The organism is Streptomyces sp. NPDC014623 (assembly GCF_043088245.1).
Classification (GTDB): Bacteria; Actinomycetota; Actinomycetes; order Streptomycetales; family Streptomycetaceae; genus Streptomyces.
Genome location: NZ_JBIBZU010000009.1, coordinates 1 through 19,520 on the forward strand (window position 1 = coordinate 1; position 19,520 = coordinate 19,520).

16 protein-coding genes and 2 tRNA genes are annotated in these 19,520 nt (G+C 68.9%); 4 read left to right on the forward strand and 14 right to left on the reverse strand.

The genetic code is table 11. The annotated features are described in order from the left end of the window. Positions 1–256 precede the first annotated feature (256 nt). A complete protein-coding gene (locus ACF1FZ_RS16190; RefSeq protein ID WP_391774033.1) occupies positions 257–502 on the reverse strand; it encodes a hypothetical protein in 246 nt (81 codons plus the stop codon). A 344-nt stretch (positions 503–846) separates the two neighbouring features. Next, positions 847–1,059 carry a hypothetical protein gene (locus ACF1FZ_RS16195; protein WP_391774034.1) on the reverse strand — a complete coding sequence of 71 codons (213 nt, stop codon included), beginning with the start codon at positions 1,057–1,059 and terminating at the stop codon, positions 847–849. A gap of 161 nt (positions 1,060–1,220) precedes the next feature. Between ACF1FZ_RS16195 and ACF1FZ_RS16200 the strand changes: the two genes are divergently transcribed. Then, complete coding sequence (locus tag ACF1FZ_RS16200; protein ID WP_391774035.1) at positions 1,221–1,385, forward strand: hypothetical protein; 165 nt, start codon at positions 1,221–1,223, stop codon at positions 1,383–1,385. A 172-nt stretch (positions 1,386–1,557) separates the two neighbouring features. Here ACF1FZ_RS16200 and ACF1FZ_RS16205 read toward each other — a convergent pair. Further along, positions 1,558–1,630 (reverse strand) — tRNA-Ala (locus tag ACF1FZ_RS16205). 170 nt (positions 1,631–1,800) lie between these two features. Between ACF1FZ_RS16205 and ACF1FZ_RS16210 the strand changes: the two genes are divergently transcribed. Then, positions 1,801–2,349 carry a helix-turn-helix domain-containing protein gene (locus ACF1FZ_RS16210; protein ID WP_391774036.1) on the forward strand — a complete coding sequence of 183 codons (549 nt, stop codon included), beginning with the start codon at positions 1,801–1,803 and terminating at the stop codon, positions 2,347–2,349. A gap of 98 nt (positions 2,350–2,447) precedes the next feature. Then, complete coding sequence (locus tag ACF1FZ_RS16215; protein WP_391774037.1) at positions 2,448–3,887, forward strand: serine/threonine protein kinase; 1,440 nt, start codon at positions 2,448–2,450, stop codon at positions 3,885–3,887. A 6-nt stretch (positions 3,888–3,893) separates the two neighbouring features. Here ACF1FZ_RS16215 and ACF1FZ_RS16220 read toward each other — a convergent pair whose 3' ends face one another. Together ACF1FZ_RS16220 and ACF1FZ_RS16225 are read right to left on the reverse strand one after the other, a co-directional pair. After that, positions 3,894–5,231 (reverse strand): hypothetical protein, encoded by a 1,338-nt coding sequence (locus ACF1FZ_RS16220; protein ID WP_391774038.1) that lies wholly within the window; start codon positions 5,229–5,231, stop codon positions 3,894–3,896. 380 nt (positions 5,232–5,611) lie between these two features. After that, positions 5,612–5,746, reverse strand: a complete 135-nt coding sequence (locus ACF1FZ_RS16225; RefSeq protein WP_325750935.1) for a DLW-39 family protein — start codon at positions 5,744–5,746, stop codon at positions 5,612–5,614. A gap of 281 nt (positions 5,747–6,027) precedes the next feature. Between ACF1FZ_RS16225 and ACF1FZ_RS16230 the strand changes: the two genes are divergently transcribed. After that, positions 6,028–6,387: a DUF6344 domain-containing protein gene (locus ACF1FZ_RS16230; protein WP_391774039.1), complete on the forward strand. Its 360-nt coding sequence runs from the start codon at positions 6,028–6,030 to the stop codon at positions 6,385–6,387. A 205-nt stretch (positions 6,388–6,592) separates the two neighbouring features. On the opposite strand, the gene ACF1FZ_RS16235 is transcribed toward ACF1FZ_RS16230, so the two are convergent. The 9 genes from ACF1FZ_RS16235 to dnaA form a co-directional block, all read right to left on the reverse strand. After that, a tRNA-Ile gene (locus tag ACF1FZ_RS16235) sits at positions 6,593–6,669 on the reverse strand. A gap of 71 nt (positions 6,670–6,740) precedes the next feature. Further along, positions 6,741–7,337, reverse strand: coding sequence for a DUF3566 domain-containing protein (locus ACF1FZ_RS16240; protein ID WP_391774040.1), 597 nt, complete (start codon positions 7,335–7,337; stop codon positions 6,741–6,743). A gap of 93 nt (positions 7,338–7,430) precedes the next feature. Further along, the gene (gyrA, locus tag ACF1FZ_RS16245; protein ID WP_391774041.1) at positions 7,431–10,058 is read right to left on the reverse strand and encodes a DNA gyrase subunit A; all 2,628 of its coding nucleotides are present in this window, start codon (positions 10,056–10,058) and stop codon (positions 7,431–7,433) included. 46 nt (positions 10,059–10,104) lie between these two features. Then, positions 10,105–12,174: a DNA topoisomerase (ATP-hydrolyzing) subunit B gene (gyrB, locus tag ACF1FZ_RS16250; protein ID WP_391774042.1), complete on the reverse strand. Its 2,070-nt coding sequence runs from the start codon at positions 12,172–12,174 to the stop codon at positions 10,105–10,107. Between the two features lie 413 nt (positions 12,175–12,587). After that, positions 12,588–13,148 (reverse strand): DUF721 domain-containing protein, encoded by a 561-nt coding sequence (locus tag ACF1FZ_RS16255; RefSeq protein WP_391774043.1) that lies wholly within the window; start codon positions 13,146–13,148, stop codon positions 12,588–12,590. Further along, positions 13,145–14,275 carry a DNA replication/repair protein RecF gene (gene recF / locus ACF1FZ_RS16260; protein WP_391774044.1) on the reverse strand — a complete coding sequence of 377 codons (1,131 nt, stop codon included), beginning with the start codon at positions 14,273–14,275 and terminating at the stop codon, positions 13,145–13,147. Before recF ends, ACF1FZ_RS16255 begins: the two co-directional genes overlap by 4 nt. Positions 14,276–14,353: 78 nt before the next feature. After that, positions 14,354–15,232, reverse strand: a complete 879-nt coding sequence (gene gnd, locus ACF1FZ_RS16265) for a phosphogluconate dehydrogenase (NAD(+)-dependent, decarboxylating) (protein WP_391774045.1) — start codon at positions 15,230–15,232, stop codon at positions 14,354–14,356. 146 nt (positions 15,233–15,378) lie between these two features. Continuing rightward, the gene (dnaN, locus tag ACF1FZ_RS16270) at positions 15,379–16,509 is read right to left on the reverse strand and encodes a DNA polymerase III subunit beta (protein WP_391774046.1); all 1,131 of its coding nucleotides are present in this window, start codon (positions 16,507–16,509) and stop codon (positions 15,379–15,381) included. Between the two features lie 977 nt (positions 16,510–17,486). Then, positions 17,487–19,268: a chromosomal replication initiator protein DnaA gene (gene dnaA, locus ACF1FZ_RS16275; RefSeq protein WP_391774047.1), complete on the reverse strand. Its 1,782-nt coding sequence runs from the start codon at positions 19,266–19,268 to the stop codon at positions 17,487–17,489. Between the last annotated feature and the right edge of the window lie 252 nt (positions 19,269–19,520).

Below are 19,520 nucleotides of genomic sequence, written 5' to 3' on the forward strand. Positions count from 1 at the left end.
GTTCCGATCGCTGACCCTGGGCCGGGCTCAGCGCCCCGGGGGTGCTCTGGGCCCACCCCCGGGCCCGCGGCCCCCCCCCCCCCCCCCCCCCCCCCCCCCCCCGGGGGGGGGGGGGGGGGCGCGCCCCCCGCCCCCCCCCCCCGCCCCTCTGCGTTTCACGTGAAACCGACGGGCTCACCAGGCCTCCGCACGGCCGTCCGCACTTCCGTCAGCACGGTGTGGAGCCCTGCTGGCGGCAGATGCGTGTTCACCTCTCTCACCCCGCCCGGCACGGCTTTGGGAGGTTGTTGCGCACGCCTGCCGGTGCATGCTGCTCAGCTCGGTGGAAACGGAGGCCGCGTGCGATGCGCAGGGCCTCGCGGTAGTGTTCCGCAGCCTCGCGGGGGTAGCCGAGCGCGGACATCGCACGTCCCGCCGCATGACGGCACCCCACCCGGGTCCAGGGGACACCGAGTTCCTCCATGGCCTTGTTGCCGGCCAGGCAGAGGGAACGGGCGGCCACACGCTCGCCGCCTTCGCCTCCAAAGCCTCCGGACAGGCCTGGGACAGTGCTTCGGGACGCCGGAGTCCGCGGTTGACCCCGCTGAACGCGAGGCCCGCTTCGAGGGAGACAGACGCGGTGTGCGGGTGATCCAGCGCCTCAGGCGTCAGGCCCAGCTCGACGAGGGTCATGGCTTCGGCCTCGCGGTGCGACTGCGAGCCGCTCAGCCGCAGATGACGGGAGGAGAGACGACAGGCGGCGTCCGGCGCCCCGGCCGGAGTCCGGTTCGACCCGGGCGAGCGCGCCGTGCGCGAGGACGGTCCGCAGATGGCCGGTGCCTGCCGAGTAGAGCCGGATGAATTCCGTCAGATGCCGGCGCGCCTCGTCCAGCGCGCCCGCTCCAGTTCCTGCCGGGAGGCGGCCGGCGGAGCCGGCCAGTCATGGAACTTGCTGAGCCGGAGGGAGCCCTGGACGTGCTGCTCCGCGGTATCGACGCGACCCGCGGCGAGGAAGGCATCGAAGAGACTGAGGGAGAGTTCGTCTCCGCGCGCGGAGACGAACCGCGTTGCGCGGCTCACAGCCCGGCCCGCGCGACGGCGAGCCGTTCGGGGACCCGCGCTCGGCGGCCGGGACACCGGTCGGCCGGTCGTCCTCACGACACACCAGCCCGTGATGGGCGAGGAAGCCGGCCCGGCACGGGGTCGACCTCCAGTTGCCGGGTCACACCCACGGCGGCCAGATGTTTCCGCTCACGGAACTGACCGAGCTCGGCAACCCCGTCCTCTCCGGCCCCGGAAAGATCGACGGCACCCAGCTGTACGTCACCAGCGGCGCTGGAGTCTTCGGCCCGCCGGTGCGGGCCGGCGCCGAGCCGGAGATCACTGTGATCGGACTGCGTGCCTGACGGAATGCCCACGACCCCGCGTCTTTGGGTGGCACCTTTGCACCGGCCGTCCGGCTGAACAGCGCTCCGGGCCCGGAACGACCTGCCACGGCCTGGGAAAGGGCGGCCGAGGGCCCCGATCACAGAAGTGCCCCCCGGACCGCGTTTCCGCGGTCCGGGGGGCACTCGGTCGTGGAGCCTAGGAGATTCGAACTCCTGACATCTGCCTTGCAAAGGCAGCGCTCTACCAACTGAGCTAAGGCCCCGAAAAGCGGACACCGCAGGACACATCCATGCCGCGACGTCCGTCGCAGAACAGAGTACCGGGTGATCCCCCGGATCCTGCAAAAGGATCGGGACTCCCGGCCCGCAACGGCTCTCCGTAAGATGCACGACGAGGTTCGCAGCAGCGAAGCCGCAGCGAAGGGGAGACGCAATGGACGCAGCACAGCAAGAGGCGACGGCTAGAGCCCGGGAGCTCCAGCGCAGCTGGTACGGAGAGCCGCTGGGGGCGCTCTTCCGCAGGCTGATCGATGACCTCGGCCTCAATCAGGCACGCCTCGCGGCGGTGCTCGGCTTGTCCGCACCCATGCTCTCCCAGCTGATGAGCGGGCAGCGGGCCAAGATCGGCAATCCCGCGGTCGTCCAGCGGGTCCAGGCACTTCAGGAGCTCGCCGGTCAGGTGGCGGACGGCAGCATCAGTGCGGGAGAGGCCACCGGCCGGATGGAAGAGATCAAGAAGTCGCAGGGGGGCTCGGTCCTGACCGGCACCGGTCAGTCCTCCACCACCGGTGGAGCCCCCACCGTGCGGCGTGTGGTCCGCGAGATCCAGTCGTTGCTGCGGTCGGTCGCGGCGGCCGGCGACATCATCGATGCCGCGGACTCCCTCGCCCCGGCCCACCCCGAGCTGGCAGAGTTCCTCAGGGTGTACGGAGCGGGACGCACCGCGGACGCGGTCGCGCACTACGAAGGCCACCAGAGCTAGCACGGGCCGCCGGCGCCCGGGGGCCGCCCCGGGGCCGCGGAGCCGTGGCACCGGCTCAGCAGCCGGGCACCAACCGAAACGGGAGCGGGCGCAGCGCAATGGGTGAGGTCTTCGCCGGTCGGTACGAGCTGATCGATCCGATCGGACGCGGCGGGGTCGGCGCCGTCTGGCGCGCGTGGGACCATCGGCGCCGCCGGTACGTGGCGGCCAAGGTCCTGCAGCAGAGCGACGCTCACACGCTGCTGCGCTTCGTCCGTGAGCAGGCGCTGCGGATCGAGCATCCGCACGTCCTCGCCCCGGCCAGCTGGGCCGCCGACGACGACAAGGTCCTGTTCACGATGGATCTGGTCAGCGGCGGTTCGCTGGCCCATGTCATCGGTGACTACGGTCCGCTGCCTCCGCGTTTCGTCTGTCTCCTGCTCGATCAGCTGCTGTCCGGGCTGTCCACGGTGCACGCCGAAGGGGTCGTGCACCGTGACATCAAACCGGCCAACATCCTGATGGAGGCCACCGGCACGGGACGGCCGCATCTGCGGCTCTCCGACTTCGGCATCTCGATGCGTAAGGGCGAGCCACGACTGACGGAGACCAACTACGTGGTGGGTACGCCCGGTTACTTCGCTCCCGAACAGATGATGGGAGCGGAGCCCGACTTCCCGGCGGACCTTTTCGCCGTCGGTCTCGTCGCGCTCTATCTGCTCCAGGGACAGAAGCCCGACTCCAGGGCGCTGATCGAGTACTTCGCCGCACACGGCACCCCCGGCGCCCCCCAGGGAGTGCCGGAGCCACTGTGGCAGGTCCTCGCCGGCCTGCTGCAGCCGGATCCGCACGCCCGTTTCCGTACGGCCACAGGCGCGCGCAAGGCGCTGACGGCGGCGGTCGACATGCTGCCGGAGAGCCGCCCGGACGAGGAGCCGGTGGAGGTGTTCGACCAGATCGGCCCCCTGCCCGCCGGGTTCGGCCCCGACGGCCCCGTCGCCTCCGGCTTTCCTCCCGCCTCCGGCCGCCCCCTCGCCCCCGGGACGCCCGGCGACAGACCGCAGGCGCCCGCACAGGCCTTCGGCGGCACACCACCCGTGCCTCAGCCCTCACAGCAGCCCGATCCGTCGCAGGGCCCGGGGCACCCGTCGTACCCGCCGCCTCAGGACCCGCCGGGGCAACAGCCGTACGCGCCGCCCCCGTCGATGTCGGAGACGGGCAGTTTCCACCTCGCGCCGCCCCCACGCCCCCCCGCGCCCCGCCCGCAGTCGCAGGCGCCGTCCGCCCCGTTCCAAATCCGTACGGCCTCCCCCAGCACCGACGAAGCCGCTTCGGGTCTCGCACATGCCGCCACGGCCGCCGTGCCGTACGGGATACCGCCCACTCGTGCGTACACCGCCCCGCACCCGCAGGTTTCCGGGAACGTCGCACCGCCCGCGCCGCAGCCGCCCGCGAAGCGGACGGGACCGCCCCCGAAGGTTGCGGTCCCGGTGCTGGTGGTGGCGCTGATCTGCTTCGCGGTGGGTATCTGGGCACTCACCCGGATCCCCGGCGTCTGAGGACCTCTACCAGGGCTGTGGCGGGCCGCCGAGGGGTGGCTGCCCGCCCGCTCCCGGCGGTACTGCGGCGGACGCGGGCCGGCGCCTGGCCAGCAGGGTCCATGCCCCGAGCCCCAGGACCAGGACGGATCCCGTGCCGATGCCCACCGCGGCCACCGTCTTCATCGTGGCGCTCTCATCGGCCTCGGACGCGCCCAGGCCGTTTTTGGCCATGTCCCTGTCTTCGTCCGTGATTCCGAAGATGCCGGCGTCCCCTTGGTAGGGCGACGGGCCGCTGTCGTTGACGACCTTCACCTTGAGCGTCAGCCCGATCGCCTCGTCCCCGTAATGCTCCGCGACCTCGGGCGAGAGCGTCACCGACAGGTAGTACCAACCGGCGAAGCGCATGGCGCTGACGTCCGCCGCCGAGTCGTAGCGGTTCTCGTACGCCACCGGTGGCAGTGGGTCCAGTGACACCGAGTTGGGCGCTCCGGAATACGAGAGCGTCGCGTCGTCCACATGTCCGCGTGCCGGGTTGTCCAGTGCCAGTGCCAGTGCGTTGCCGAGGTACTCCGTCGACTTGCTGCTGTTGCTCAGCGCTGCCGTGGCGAAGATCTGCTGGCCCCAGTCCACGGGCACCCGGTAGAAGCGGGTCTGCCCGGGCGCGATGTCGTCCACCCATTCGCCGGTCTCCAGACCGGTGGCGTCGTAGAAACTGCTGCCACCGGTCCGCTTCTGCTTCCCGGCGGGCGGTACCGGCGAGGCGGAGGGCCAGTCCTCCGGCGCCTCGGTGGGTGACGAATCCCTGTCCTTCAGCGCCGGTTCGTTCTCGAACCGCAGCTCCAGGTCCCAGGCGCCGGGGGACGACGTCGCCTTGCTCTCCCTCTCGACCAGGACGTTGTACGTACCGCCCGTCCCACAGGTGGTGCTGTCCTCCTTGACGGTCCGGTGGGCGTACGCGGCGATCGGGCGCGGGAACTCCGCCGACTCGAAGAACGCGTCGTAGGAGCTGCACCGGTTGTCGTCCAGGTCCCTGATGCTGATCGTGATGCCGTCCCCGTAGGCGGCCTTCCCGCCTGTCTCGGGCACGGCCACGGCGGAGACGTACGCATCGGTCGTGTCGTCGAGCTCCAGGCGGTAGTAGAGCTTCTGACCGTGCTCGATGGAACTCTTGTAGACCGACCCGGGCTTGAGCTCCGCCGCATCGGCGTTCGTCTCCGCGCCCCGGACCGCCACGGCCGCGGGATCGAAGGTGTACGCCGCAGGGCCGTCGGCCGCGTGCGCCTGCCCCGGCAGCGCCGCCGCCGCGCACACCGCCGCGATCGTCGCGAGCGCCACCCGGCCCCTGTTGCGCTGCCTGTCCACGCGCTTCCCCTCGTCGTCTGCTGTCGTACCCTGTGCCGGCTGCGTACGAGCAGGAGCACGGCGGTCGGAGCGACCACGGCACCCGCTCCGGCAGCGACCGCGATGCCGGTCCATCCTGCCCCGCCCGCGCCGTTGCTGTCTGCGGCCCCTGCTCGACTGCCGTCCTTGCCCGCCCTCGTGCCACCGGGCCTCTCCGCCGGTGCGGGGGCACCGTACTGCGGGGGCACCGTACTGCGGGGCGTCTCACCCGTAACCGGTGATCGCTTCGCTAGCGCAATGCAATAATTTGCGTGGGTGAAACCACGGATCCGGCCTCCCCGCCGGGGCAGCAGAAAGCCCCGACCGCTCGGCGGCCGGGGCTTGTAGCAGACTGTTCCGTCTCACACACCTGAACCTGCGGGCACGGAGTCGGTCGCCTCCGTCCACAGATCCTGCTCGGCGCGATCCGCCTGGATCTGGCGGTACACGAGGAGCCCGCCGATGGCGGCCAGTGCGACCACGAGAAGCTTCTTCACCGCGCGACCTCGTCTTTCCTTGACGTAAGGGACTTCTGCCGCCCGACTATACACACCGGCCGATACCGATCGGTGACCTCCCCGGAACCCGTCCGCCACCCGCTCCGGCCCCCTCTCGAGGCCCCTCAGCACTCCCGGAGGAGCTTTTCCGAGCCGGTTGAACCATAAGAGTGGTGTTCATCGGAAGATCGGCACACCGGGGGCGTCGGTACCGGTTTCCACGGCCCGGATCCACATCATCGGAAAGGCAAGCAAACCGGACCACCTGAAAGCGAGGGGCCATGAGCACCTTCAGGGTCAAGAGCATCTGGACCGCCTTCGTCACCGCCTTCTTCGCACTCCTCGCGTCGCTGGGCCTCGCCACCGCCCAGGCCGCGGCCGCGGAGCCGGCGGCCACGAGCCACGAGCACACAGGTGCGGCCCCGGCAACCGCGAGCACCCTGTCGGCGCGATGGGCCCTTCCGCGTGACAGCGCGCTGCCACCCACGATGAAGCAGCGCATCCACGCCGAGGCGCACGGCTCCTCACCGGTCACCCGCCAGCTGTCCGCCGACACCACGGACGCCGCGCACGCGGCGGACAGCCCCCGCTCCGCCCACAGCGCCACACCTGCCGGGGAATCGGCCCCACTGCCACCCTGAGGGCGCCGCGAACGCCACCCAGGCCCCTGGTCCGGTCCGCACCGGTGGGGGCCTTTTCCATGCGCCCGGACCCGCACCTGCGGAAAGCCGTGGGAACGATGAACGCGTGACGATGCTCACGGACCTCACCGGGTTCCGGAGATCAGCTGATGTCAGCCGCACATGCACAAGGCCCCCCACCGTTACCGGTGGGGGGCCTTCGTATTGGTGGGGCTAACAGGATTTGAACCTGTGGCCTCATCCTTATCAGGGATGCGCTCTAACCAACTGAGCTATAGCCCCGCCGCGCTGCTGCGCTGACTTCTGAAGATTAGCGCACGTCGGGGCCAGTCCCAAAATCGATACCCGGCGGCCTACTCGTCCTCGGCGAGAGTGAGCTCCACGCCGCCCACGAAGCCGGCCGACAGGTTGTAGATGAAAGCGCCCAGCGTCGCCAGCGCGGTGGCCAGCACCACGTCGATCACCGCGATGACCGAGGTGAAGATGAGGACGCGCGGCAGCGAAAGGAACGACTGCAGATCGAAACCGTTGCTCTCGTTCGAGCCGGTGGCCTCGCTGATCGTGCCTCCCACGGTGGAGAAGACGCCCATCGCGTCCATCACCATCCACAGGACGGCGGCCGCGACCACCGTGCAGATGCCGAGCGCGATGGAGAGAAGGAAGCTGACCTTCATCACCGACCAGGGGTCGGCCTTCGCCACCCGCAGACGCGCCTTACGGGTACGCGGAGTTGTCCGCGCCCCCGTCCGGGGCAGCCGGGTCGCCTGCGTGCCGCCGACGCCCTGTACACCGCCCTGTGTGCCTCCGTCCTGCGTACCGTCCGCGGGGGACCGGTACGCCTGCGGCGGGTGGTAGGGCCCCGCCTGGCCCGCTGCGGGCTCCCGCTCGCCGGGCAACGGCCCGGTCGCGTACCCCTCGTACTGCGGCTGAGGTCCCCGAGTGTCCGTCACTGTGCCCCCTTGGGAGTCCGTGGCAGGGCCACGGGCGCCGCTCTCGCCTGCTCCGGAAGCGGCCGGACCGGCGCCCGTGGCTCCACTCACGCTCTACTCCTCGTGCTCCCCGGCCGAAGGCGCCGTGCCCTCGGCTGTGCCCTCGACCACGTTCTCGGCATGGGCCTCGACCGTGGCGCCTTCGGCCTCATCGGTCCCGTCGACCTCTTCGGCCTCACGACCGGCCTCGGCGTTGCGCGCGATGCCGACGACGGCATCACGCTTGCCCAGATTGATCAGTTGGACGCCCATGGTGTCACGGCCCGTCTCCCTGACTTCATTGACGCGCGTCCGGATCACGCCACCGCCGAGCGTGATGGCGAGGATCTCGTCCGCTTCCTCCACCACCAGCGCGCCGACCAGTGAGCCACGGTCCTCGACGATCTTGGCGGCCTTGATGCCGAGACCGCCACGACCCTGGACGCGGTATTCGTCGACAGCGGTCCGCTTCGCGTACCCGCCGTCGGTGGCAGTGAACACGAACGTACCGGGCCGGACGACATTCATCGAGAGCAGTTCGTCCCCCTCGCGGAAACTCATGCCCTTCACGCCGGAGGTGGCGCGGCCCATCGGGCGGAGCGCGTCGTCCGTCGCGGTGAACCTGATCGACTGGGCCTTCCTGCTGACGAGCAGCAGGTCGTCCTCGGCCGAGACCAGTTCGGCACCGATCAGCTCGTCGTCACTGCCGTCCTGCGTCTCCCGCAGGTTGATCGCGATGACACCGCCCGAGCGCGGGGAGTCGTAGTCCTTCAGCGCGGTCTTCTTCACCAGGCCGCCCTTCGTGGCCAGGATCAGGTAGGGCGCGGCCTCGTAGTCACGGATCGCGAGGATCTGCGCGATCTGCTCGTCCGGCTGGAACGCCAGCAGGTTCGCGACGTGCTGACCACGTGCGTCCCGGCCGGCATCCGGCAGCTCGTACGCCTTCGCCCGGTAGACCCGTCCCTTGTTGGTGAAGAACAGCAGCCAGTGGTGGGTCGTCGACACGAAGAAGTGGTCGACGATGTCGTCTTCCCTGAGCTTCGTGCCGCGCACGCCCTTGCCGCCGCGCTTCTGCGAGCGGTAGTCGTCCGTCTTCGTACGCTTGACATAGCCACCGCGCGAGATGGTGACGACGATGTCTTCCTCGGCGATGAGGTCCTCGATCGACATGTCACCGTCGAAGGGCACCAGCTTGGAGCGCCGGTCGTCGCCGAACTTGTCGACGATCGCCGCCAGCTCCTCACTGACGATCTGACGCTGGCGGGCCGGCGAGGTGAGGATCTCGTTGTACTCGTTGATCTTCGCCTGGAGTTCGTCGTGCTCGGCGGTGATCTTCTGGTGCTCCAGCGCGGCCAGGCGGCGCAGCTGCATCTCCAGGATCGCGTTCGCCTGGAGCTCGTCGATCTCCAGCAGGCCCATCAGGCCCTCACGCGCGATCTCCACGGTGTTGCTGCGGCGGATGAGCGCGATGACCTCGTCGATCGCGTCGAGCGCCTTGAGCAGGCCGCGCAGGATGTGCGCCCGCTCCTCGGCCTTGCGCAGCCGGAACTTCGTGCGCCGGACGATGACCTCGATCTGGTGGGCCACCCAGTGCCGGATGAACGCGTCGATCGACAGCGTGCGCGGCACCCCGTCGACGAGCGCCAGCATGTTCGCACCGAAGTTCGACTGCAGATCGGTGTGCTTGTAGAGGTTGTTCAGCACGACCTTGGCGACCGCGTCGCGCTTCAGCACGACGACCAGGCGCTGGCCCGTGCGCGAGGACGTCTCGTCGCGGACGTCCGCGATGCCGCCGATCTTGCCGTCCTTCACCAGGTCGGCGATCTTCTGCGCGAGGTTGTCGGGGTTGGTCTGGTACGGAAGCTCCGTGACGACCAGGCACTGCCTGTTCTGGATCTCCTCGACCGCGACGACCGCCCGCATCGTGATCGAGCCACGGCCCGTGCGGTACGCCTCTTCGATGCCCTTACGGCCCACGACCAGCGCGCCGGTCGGGAAGTCCGGACCCTTGATCCGTTCCATCAGGGCGTCCAGGAGCTCCTCGTGCGAGGCCTCCGGGTGTTCCAGGTACCACTGCGCGCCGGCGGCCACCTCACGCAGGTTGTGCGGCGGGATGTTGGTCGCCATGCCGACCGCGATGCCCGCGGAACCGTTCACCAGGAGGTTGGGGATGCGCGCCGGCAGAACCGTCGGCTCCTGGTTGCGGCCGTCGTAGTTGTCCTGGAAGTCGACGGTCTCCTCGTCGATGTCCCGGACCATCTCCATGGACAGCGGCATCATCTTGCACTCGGTGTACCGCATGGCCGCGGCCGGGTCGTTGCCCGGGGAACCGAAGTTGCCGTTGGAGTCCACCAACGGCATGCGCATCGACCAGTGCTGTGCCAGTCGCACGAGCGCGTCGTAGATCGAGGAGTCGCCGTGCGGGTGGTACGTGCCCATGACGTCACCGACGACGCGGGCGCACTTGTAGAAGCCCTTCTCGGGCCGGTAGCCGCCGTCGTACATGGCGTACAGCACCCGTCGGTGGACGGGCTTCAGACCGTCCCGCACGTCGGGCAGCGCACGCGACACGATGACGGACATCGCGTAGTCCAGGTAGGAGCGCTGCATCTCCGTCTCGAGCCCCACGGGCTCGACACGCATGCCCACGCCCGGGACGGCGGGCTCCTCTTCGGGCATCACAGGGGTGTTCTCGTCGGCCATTGCTGGTCAAAGTCCTTTCGCGCTGCGGCTTGCTTGTACGGCCGACTCAGATGTCGAGGAAGCGGACGTCCTTGGCGTTGCGCTGGATGAACGAGCGCCGCGCCTCGACGTCCTCACCCATCAGCACCGAGAACAGGTCGTCGGCCTGCGCCGCGTCGTCCAGCGTGACCTGGCCCAGCACACGGTGGTCGACGTCCATCGTGGTGACGCGCAGTTCCTCGGCGTTCATCTCGCCGAGACCCTTGAAGCGCTGGATCGAGTCTTCCCTGATCCGCTTGCCGTTCTGCTTGCCGAGCTCCACCAGGGCATCGCGCTCACGGTCCGAGTAGGCGTACTCGAAGTCGTCACGGCCCCACTTGATCTTGTAGAGCGGCGGGCGCGAGAGGTACACGTGACCGGACTCGACCAGCGGCCGCATGAAGCGGAACAGGAAGGTCAGCAGGAGGGTGTTGATGTGCTGGCCGTCGACGTCGGCGTCCGCCATCAGAATGATCTTGTGATAGCGGAGCTTCTCGATGTCGAAGTCCTCGTGGACCCCGGTGCCGAAGGCCGAGATCAGTGCCTGGACCTCGGTGTTCTGCAGGATCTTGTCGATCCTGGCCTTCTCGACGTTCAGGATCTTGCCTCGGATCGGCAGGATGGCCTGGTACATCGGGTTACGGCCGGACTTCGCCGAACCGCCGGCGGAGTCACCCTCGACGATGAAGATCTCGCACTTCGTCGGGTCGTTGGACTGGCAGTCGCTCAGCTTGCCGGGCAGCGAGGCGCTCTCCAGGAGCCCCTTGCGCCGGGTGAGGTCACGCGCCTTGCGGGCCGCCACACGGGCCGTGGACGCCGCGATGCCCTTGCGGATGATGTCGGCGGCCTCGTTGGGGTTCCGGTCGAACCAGTCCGTCAGCTGCTCGTGGACGACCTTCTGGACGAAGGTCTTCGCCTCGGTGTTGCCCAGCTTGGTCTTCGTCTGACCCTCGAACTGGGGCTCGCCCAGCTTCACCGAGATGATCGCCGTCAGACCCTCGCGGACGTCCTCACCGGTGAGGTTGTCGTCCTTCTCGCGCAGCAGCTTCTTGTCGCGCGCGTAGCGATTGACCAGGGAGGTCAGTGCCGCACGGAAGCCCTCCTCGTGCGTACCGCCCTCGTGCGTGTGGATCGCGTTGGCGAAGGAGTAGACGCCCTCGGTGTACTGCGTATTCCACTGCATGGCGATCTCGGCCGAGAGGAGGCGGTCCTTGTCCTCGGCCTCGATGTCGATCACCGACTGGTGAATGAGCTCGCCCTTGCGGGAGTTCAGGTACTTGACGAAGTCGACGATGCCGTTCTCGTAGTGGTACGTGACCGTGCGGGTCGTCTCCTCGTCGGGGAGGTCGACCGCCTCGGCGCTGTCCGCGCCCGCTGTGGCCTTCGCGGACTCGCGCTCGTCGGTGAGCTTGAGGGTGAGTCCCTTGTTGAGGAACGCCATCTCCTGGAAGCGGCGCGAGAGCGTCTCGAAGGAGTAGTCGGTGGTCTCGAAGACGTCGCCGTCGGCCCAGAAGGTGACGGTCGTCCCCGTCTCCTCCGTGGCCTCGTGACGGGCCAGCGGAGCGGTCGGGACACCGAGCTTGTAGTCCTGGGTCCAGCGGTAGCCGTCCGTCCTGACCTCCACGGAAACCCGTGTGGACAGGGCGTTGACGACGGACACGCCGACGCCGTGCAGACCACCGGAGACGGCGTAACCGCCGCCGCCGAACTTTCCGCCCGCGTGCAGGACGGTGAGCACGACCTCGACGGCCGGCTTGCCTTCGGACGGCACGATGCCGACCGGGATACCGCGGCCGTTGTCGATCACGCGCACCCCGCCGTCGGCGAGGATCGTGACGTCGATGGTGTCCGCGTGCCCGGCCATCGCCTCGTCGACCGAGTTGTCGACAACCTCTTGCACGAGGTGGTGGAGACCGCGCTCACCGGTCGACCCGATGTACATACCGGGTCGCTTACGGACCGCGTCCAGGCCTTCGAGCACGGTGATCGCGCTGGCGTCGTACGAGGCGCTGACCTCGCCGGGCTCACCGGCTGTGGACGGGATGTTCTCGTTGGGGTTGCCGGAATCGGCCACGAAGCGCCCTTTCTGGCACAGCACAGGCCGTTCTCCGGCTGGCGGGAGCGGCTGCGTCGTTCGGCTTGTATCGACGACTCCCGCGAGGAAGCGGGATTGTCCACCAGTCTACCGGTAGCGCTGACATGAATGGGGGTTTGCCGGTGCCTGAGTACGCATGTGCCGCCCTGAATGAGCGACTGACGACTCCCCATATTCGGGAAGGGGCCCTGGGAGGCTCACGACGGCATTGCGCGCTTCGGGCTGTCAACCTCCCGCTACGGTGAGGTCCGCTTCACTCCCACCGCAAGGAACGAACTGCTGCAGAACTACACACAACGGAAACAGCTGGCCATGGGCGAATCGGGACAGAAGCGGGTGAGCCGCACCTCGGGCCGTTCCGGGCGCAGGTGGGGCCCGAAAGCCGTGGACGAATGGCGGATGAGCAAAAGCCCTGCTCAGCCGTAGGTGTCGCCGGGTCCTTTGCTCCCGGGCGTCCGGAGAGGACCGAATCTGCGCTGCGGCCCCCCGGGACCGAGCACCTTGATCATCCGTACGGTGCCGTGGCCCAGGTCCGTGTTCAGCCGTGCCACCAGCTGCGGCGCCAGCAGCCGGAGCTGTGTCGCCCACGCCGTCGAATCGCACTGAACGGTCAGAACCCGCTCCGCCGGATCCTCGTCGTACCGCACCGGTACGCAGTGATTGGCCAGATCGTCACCGACGATCTGCGGCCACCGGCCCATCACGCCGCCGACAGCCGCCGGGGTCTCCCAGCCCCGCTCGGTGATCAGCCGGTTGATCGCCGAGCCCAGGGGCAGCGGGTCCCGTCCGTCGGACCGGGCGCCCGACCGCAGACCGCCGCCGCGCCGCGCCTGCTTCTTCTGCTGCGCCGCCGCGCCCCGGGCACGGGCCTGCTCCTTCGCCGCGCGCAGCGCCACACGCGCCAGGTCCACGCCCGACACCTCCGGCTGTTTCACCGGATCCCGCGTGGGCACGCCCCGCTCGTCCGGGCTGCTCACAGCCGCTCCACCGCCCCCGCGGAGACGGCGTACCGCGCTCCGGCCAGCACCCCCGGGACGTCGTCGTCCACGGCGGCCGTCACCAGCACCTGCTCACCGGGGGCCACCAGCTCCGCCAGCCGCTCTCGACGGCGCGCGTCCAGCTCGGCGAAGACGTCGTCGAGCACCAGGACCGGCTCGTTGCCCTCGGTGCGGAGCAGGTCGTAGGAAGCCAGCCGCAGCGCCAAGGCGTACGACCAGGACTCGCCGTGGCTCGCGTACCCCTTCGCCGGCATTCCGCGCAGGCCCAGCACCAGGTCGTCACGGTGCGGGCCGACGAGGGTCACCCCGCGTTCGATCTCCTGCTTGCGCGCCTGGACCAGGGCCGCCATCACCTGCTCGTACAGCTCCTCGCGGGTGCGCGCGGCCTCCACCTCGGCTCCGGCCGAGCTGCGGTACTCCAGCGTCACCGGACCACCACCGGGGGCCACGTCGGCGTACGCCTTGTCCGCCAGCGGCTGCAGGGTCGCGATCAGGTCCAGCCGCTGCGCCAGAAGCTCCGCCCCCACCCGGCCCAGGTGCTGGTCCCACACGTCCAGGGTGGACAGGTCCATCGAACGGCCGCCGTGCCTGCGGGCCATGGCCGCGGACTTCAGCAGGGTGTTGCGCTGCTTCAGCACCCGTTCGTAGTCGGAGCGGACTCCGGCCATGCGGGGGGAGCGCGCCGTGATCAGCTCGTCCAGGAAGCGCCGGCGCTCACCCGGGTCGCCCTTCACCAGGGCCAGGTCCTCCGGGGCGAAAAGCACCGTCCGCACTATCCCAAGGACATCACGCGGCCTGACCTGCGACGACCTGTTGACACGAGCGCGATTGGCGCGGCCCGGATTGAGCTCGAGCTCGATCAGCTGCGAGCGCTCGCCCTGGGTGACCGCCGCGCGTACGACGGCGCGCTCCGCGCCCATCCGCACCAGCGGGGCATCGGACGACACCCGGTGGCTGCCGAGCGTGGCGAGATAACCGACCGCCTCCACCAGGTTGGTCTTCCCCTGGCCGTTGGCCCCCACGAACACGGTGACGCCCGGATCGAGGGGAACCTCGACCCGGGCGTACGAGCGGAAGTCGGCCAGCGAGAGATGCGTGACGTGCATGGTCGCCGACCCTTCCGACTGCGTGCTCTGCTCCTGTGTACCGCTTGCCGCAGGCCGCCTGTCGCGCGGCCCGCGGACCTACTTCTTGCTCTCGACCGCGTGGCCGCCGAACTGGTTGCGCAGCGCGGCGATCATCTTCATCTGCGGCGAGTCGTCCTGCCGCGAGGCGAAGCGCGCGAACAGGGAGGCGGTGATCGCGGGCAGCGGCACCGCGTTGTCGATCGCTGCCTCGACCGTCCACCGGCCCTCACCGGAGTCCGCGGCGAAGCCACGGAGCTGGTCGAGGTGCTCGTCGTCGTCCAGAGCGTTGACCGCCAGGTCGAGCAGCCAGGAACGGATGACCGTGCCCTCCTGCCAGGAGCGGAAGACCTCGCGCACGTCGGTGACGGAGTCGACCTTCTCCAGGAGCTCCCAGCCCTCGGCGTAGGCCTGCATCATGGCGTATTCGATGCCGTTGTGGACCATCTTGGCGAAGTGGCCGGCACCGGCCTTGCCCGCGTGGACGGAACCGAAGTCACCCTCGGGCTTGAGGGCGTCAAAGACCGGCTGGACCTTCGCGACGTTCTCCTCGGTTCCGCCGTACATCAGGGCGTAGCCGTTCTCCAGGCCCCAGACTCCGCCGGAGACGCCGCAGTCGACGAAGCCGATGCCCTTGTCGCCCAGCTCGGCGGCGTGCTTCTCGTCGTCGGTCCAGCGGGAATTCCCGCCGTCCACGACGACGTCCCCCGGGGAGAGCAGCTCGGCCAGCTCATCGATGGTCGACTGGGTGGCGGCACCTGCCGGGACCATCACCCACACGACGCGCGGGCCCTTGAGCCTGCCCACAAGCTCTTCGAGGCTGTGGACATCGGCGACGTCCGGGTTGCGGTCGTAACCGATGACGGTGTGGCCTGCGCGGCGGATGCGCTCGCGCATGTTGCCGCCCATCTTGCCGAGGCCGACGAGACCGAGCTCCATCAGAGATTCCTTAAGCGTTGTGCCGATTCGTACCCGGGAACGAGCCTACGCCCGGCCGGACCAGCACGGCGGGGTGCAGCACGGTGGGCCCGCTCTGCGCTGAGCCTGCCCGCCTGAAACTGCCATGACAGGAACGACCGGCCGGATCAGCCGGAGAGGCGGACCGGCATGATCAGGTATTTGTACGCGTCGTTCGCCTCGGCGTCGACGGCTGCCCGGCCACTGAGCAGTGCCGGCTTCGTCGACGTGGTGAAGGAGAGCTGGGCGACCGGTGAGTCGATCGCGCTGAGCCCGTCCAGAAGGAAGGTCGGGTTGAAGGCGATCGAGATGTCGTCCCCCTCAAGCACGGCGTCGACGCGCTCCACAGCCTGTGCATCGTCGCTGGAACCTGCCTCCAGGATCAGCACGCCCTGCTCGAAGCTGAGCCGCACCGGAGTGTTCCGCTCGGCGACCAGGGCCACACGCTTGACGGCCTCGACGAACGGGGCGGTCTCGATGACCGCGACCGAGTTGAACTCGGTGGGGAAGAGCGTCCGGTACTTCGGAAGGTCGCCCTCGAGCAGCCGCGTGGTCGTACGGCGGCCGGCGCCCTCGAAACCGATGAGCCCTTCGCCCGCGCCCGAACCGGACAGCGCCAAGGTCACCGTGTCACCGCTGGTCAGTGCCTTGGCGGTGTCCAGGAGCGTCTTGGCGGGCACCAGGGCCACGGCCGAGGCGTCGGGGCTCTCCGGCTTCCACAGGAACTCGCGGACCGCGAAGCGGTAGCGGTCGGTCGAGGCGAGGGTGACCGTGTCGCCCTCGATCTCGATCCGGACTCCGGTCAGGACGGGCAGGGTGTCGTCGCGCCCTGCCGCGATGGCGACCTGAGCCGCCGCGGAGGCGAAGACCTCACCCGGGACGGTGCCCGTGGCGGTCGGCATCTGCGGCAGTGCCGGGTACTCCTCCACAGGAAGGGTGTGGAGTGTGAATCGCGAGGAGCCGCAGACCACCGTGGCCCGTACACCGTCTGTGGAAATCTCCACCGGCCTGTTCGGCAGCGCGCGGCAGATATCGGCGAGCAGGCGGCCGGAGACGAGCACCGTGCCGTCCTCCTCGACCTCCGCGTCCACCGAGACCTTGGCCGAGACCTCGTAGTCGAAGCTCGAGAAGCTGAGGGCGCCGTCCTCAGCCTTCAGCAGTAGGCCCGCGAGAACGGGCGCCGGCGGACGGGCCGGGAGGCTGCGGGCCACCCAGGCCACAGCCTCCGCGAGTACATCGCGCTCCACCCGGATCTTCACCGGAACCGCCTCCTGCTGTTGCTCGCTCGCCCTGCTGGCCTTCGTCGTCTGACCGGGGCTCCCGGCGAAGGGCCGGGGATGCCACCGGGGTCCAGTCTGACGTACGGCACCGACACTCGTTGCTGCTCGGGGTCAAGTCGCGCCGAGAGGTTCGCCGAGCTCGCCGCTCAAGTTGTGCACAGGCCCCACTTCGAAGCGGATTCCTGGCTAACTCTGAGTGGTAGTAGTAGTAGGCCCTGTGGAAACCGTGGATAACGTCATTTGCACAGGTCAGATGCTGTTTTTTGTCCACTGCTCCTGTGGGCGACACCGGTGGACAACCAGGCGTTTCTGTGGACACGCGAAAGTTCTGCACACCCGATGCACAGGGCAGGGCGACTTCTCCCCAGGCCTGTCCCCAGGTTTACCCACGTTCCCCACAGCTCAACCGAGGCCCCTCATGTGACGCCTTTCACTCTTGGCGGTGAAAGACGGTGTCGGGTTGCCGAACAGTGGACAGGGGTGTGGAGAAGCTGGGGACAACAGGGCTGAGCCTGTGGGCCGACGGTGGACAACATCATCTGGGCCCTGTGGACGAACTTTTTATCCACAGGCTGTGGATCACCGTTGATCACAATTCCCCAGGCATGTGACCTGGACTGATGGAGTATCGACAGCGGTCCCTGTGGACGCAATCTGGACAACTTTCCAGTCCCCAGGCTGTGGACGCCAGATTCTCGTACTTCTGTGGAGAAAGGCTCGTCCTCGGCTCGCATTCGAACACTCCGGCCCGGCCCAGCCGTCTCGCGTGTCGTCGATCGGGGCGGAAGCGGGTCCGGGGAGCGGTCTCGGGAAGGGCCCGGAAGCGGCTCCGGGCCCTTCCCGGAGCGGATCCAGGAAGCTCCTGACGACGAAGGGCGCCTCCCGAGGACCTCGTACGGCCCTCGGGAGGCGCCCTTGGCGCGCTGTGCGGCCGGCCCCGGCCGCACAGCCTGGCGTCAGCCGTTCTTGATGCGGTTGGTGAGCTCGGTGACCTGGTTGTAGATGGAGCGCCGCTCCGCCATCAGGGCACGGATCTTCCGGTCGGCGTGCATCACCGTGGTGTGGTCGCGACCGCCGAACTGGGCGCCGATCTTGGGCAGGGAAAGATCGGTCAGCTCACGACAGAGATACATGGCGATCTGGCGTGCCGTCACCAGGACGCGACTGCGGGACGATCCACAGAGGTCCTCCACCGTCAGTCCGAAGTAGTCCGCGGTCGCCGCCATGATGGCCGGTGCGGTGATCTCGGGAGCCGAGTCCTCGCCGCCCGGGATGAGGTCCTTGAGCACGATCTCGGTCAGGCCGAGATCCACCGGCTGCCGGTTCAGGCTCGCGAAGGCGGTCACACGGATGAGAGCGCCTTCCAGCTCACGGATGTTGCGTGAGATGCGGGAGGCGATGAACTCGAGCACCTCGGGCGGGGCGTTGAGCTGCTCCTGCACGGCCTTCTTGCGGAGGATCGCGATACGCGTCTCCAGCTCCGGTGGCTGCACATCGGTGGTGAGGCCCCATTCGAACCGGTTCCGCAGCCGGTCCTCGAGGGTCACCAGCTGCTTGGGCGGGCGGTCCGACGACAGCACGATCTGCTTGTTGGCGTTGTGGAGCGTGTTGAAGGTGTGGAAGAACTCCTCCTGCGTCGACTCCTTGCTCGCGAGGAACTGGATGTCGTCGACCAGGAGGATGTCCACGTCGCGGTAGCGCTTGCGGAAGGTGTCGCCCTTGCCGTCACGGATCGAGTTGATGAACTCGTTGGTGAATTCCTCGGAGCTCACGTACCGCACCCGGGTACCCGGGTACAGGCTCCGCGCATAGTGCCCGATGGCGTGCAGCAGGTGGGTCTTGCCGAGTCCTGATTCCCCGTAGATGAAGAGGGGGTTGTACGCCTTCGCGGGAGCCTCGGCGACGGCGACCGCCGCCGCGTGCGCGAAGCGGTTGGACGCGCCGATCACGAAGGTGTCGAAGAGGTACTTCGGATTCAGCCGGGCATGCGGCTCGCCGGCCCCGGGTGGGGGCGCGACCTGGCCCATGGGGCCGCCGCCGGCCCTTCCGGTACCGGGTCCGCCCTGGCGGTGCTGGGGCTGCTGGTCCTGCAGATCGTGGCGGTCGTGGTTGTCCCGCTGCTGCTCGTATCCCTGGTGTTCGGGCGGCTGCGGACGGTAGTCGTGCTGAGGCTGCTGGGAGCGCGGGCTCGCGTACGGGTCGCGGTCCTGGTATCCGCCGTGGCGGGGCTGCCAGGAGAGGTCCTCCTGGGCGCGGGGCCAGGCGCCGGGCTCGGGGCGGTGCTGCTGGTAGTCCGGGTAGGCGGGGCGGGCCGTCGGCATTCCGTCGTCGGAGGGCCTGGGGCCGTAGCTGTCGTACCCGTCGTTGTGCGAGGGCTCGTCGTGCTGCGGCCCCTGGTAACGGTGGGACTGCTGCCCCTGATGGGACTGGTGCATCGGAGGTGCGGGCGGAGCGGGAGGCTCACCCGCGGAATCGTCGACCGTGATCGCGATCCGGATCGGCCGCCCGCACTCACGGGTGAGCGTCTCGCTGATCAGCGGTGCGAGCCGACCCTCCAGGACACGCTTGCCCCACTCGTTGGGCACGGCCAGCAGCGCGGTGTCAGCGACGAGTGCCAGGGGCTGGCAGCGCTCGATCCACTGCTTGTCCTTCGGCTCGATGCCCTGTTGGCCCTCCCCGAGGAGTTGTTCCAGCACTCGCGGCCACACTGCGGCAAGATCGGCAGGTACGTCAGCCACAAGGCACGCTCTCTCGCATGTCCCACGAATGTGTGCTTCTCGGGACGGGATAGGTCGGGTCGGGTGAGGCCCGGCAGACAGGAAGGAAAAGAATCCGGAGTTCAGCCACGGTAGTCAGCCCGACCCGTGCGGTTCAAGTTGTTGTCCACAGGCTGTGTACAGAACGGGGTGGCGCGGAGCCGGTTTGACCGGATGGCGTAGCCGCGCGTACCGTGACCAGGTCGAGTTGTCGATGGCTGCTGCCGCCTGCCT

Coding starts and splice junctions, on each gene's coding strand:
- gyrA (WP_391774041.1), bottom strand. CDS start 10,058: ATGGCCGACGAGAACACCCCTGTGATGCCCGAAGAGGAGCCCGCCGTC.
- ACF1FZ_RS16210 (WP_391774036.1), top strand. CDS start 1,801: ATGGACGCAGCACAGCAAGAGGCGACGGCTAGAGCCCGGGAGCTCCAG.
- ACF1FZ_RS16230 (WP_391774039.1), top strand. CDS start 6,028: ATGAGCACCTTCAGGGTCAAGAGCATCTGGACCGCCTTCGTCACCGCC.
- ACF1FZ_RS16215 (WP_391774037.1), top strand. CDS start 2,448: ATGGGTGAGGTCTTCGCCGGTCGGTACGAGCTGATCGATCCGATCGGA.
- recF (WP_391774044.1), bottom strand. CDS start 14,275: ATGCACGTCACGCATCTCTCGCTGGCCGACTTCCGCTCGTACGCCCGG.
- gnd (WP_391774045.1), bottom strand. CDS start 15,232: ATGGAGCTCGGTCTCGTCGGCCTCGGCAAGATGGGCGGCAACATGCGC.
- ACF1FZ_RS16200 (WP_391774035.1), top strand. CDS start 1,221: ATGTTTCCGCTCACGGAACTGACCGAGCTCGGCAACCCCGTCCTCTCC.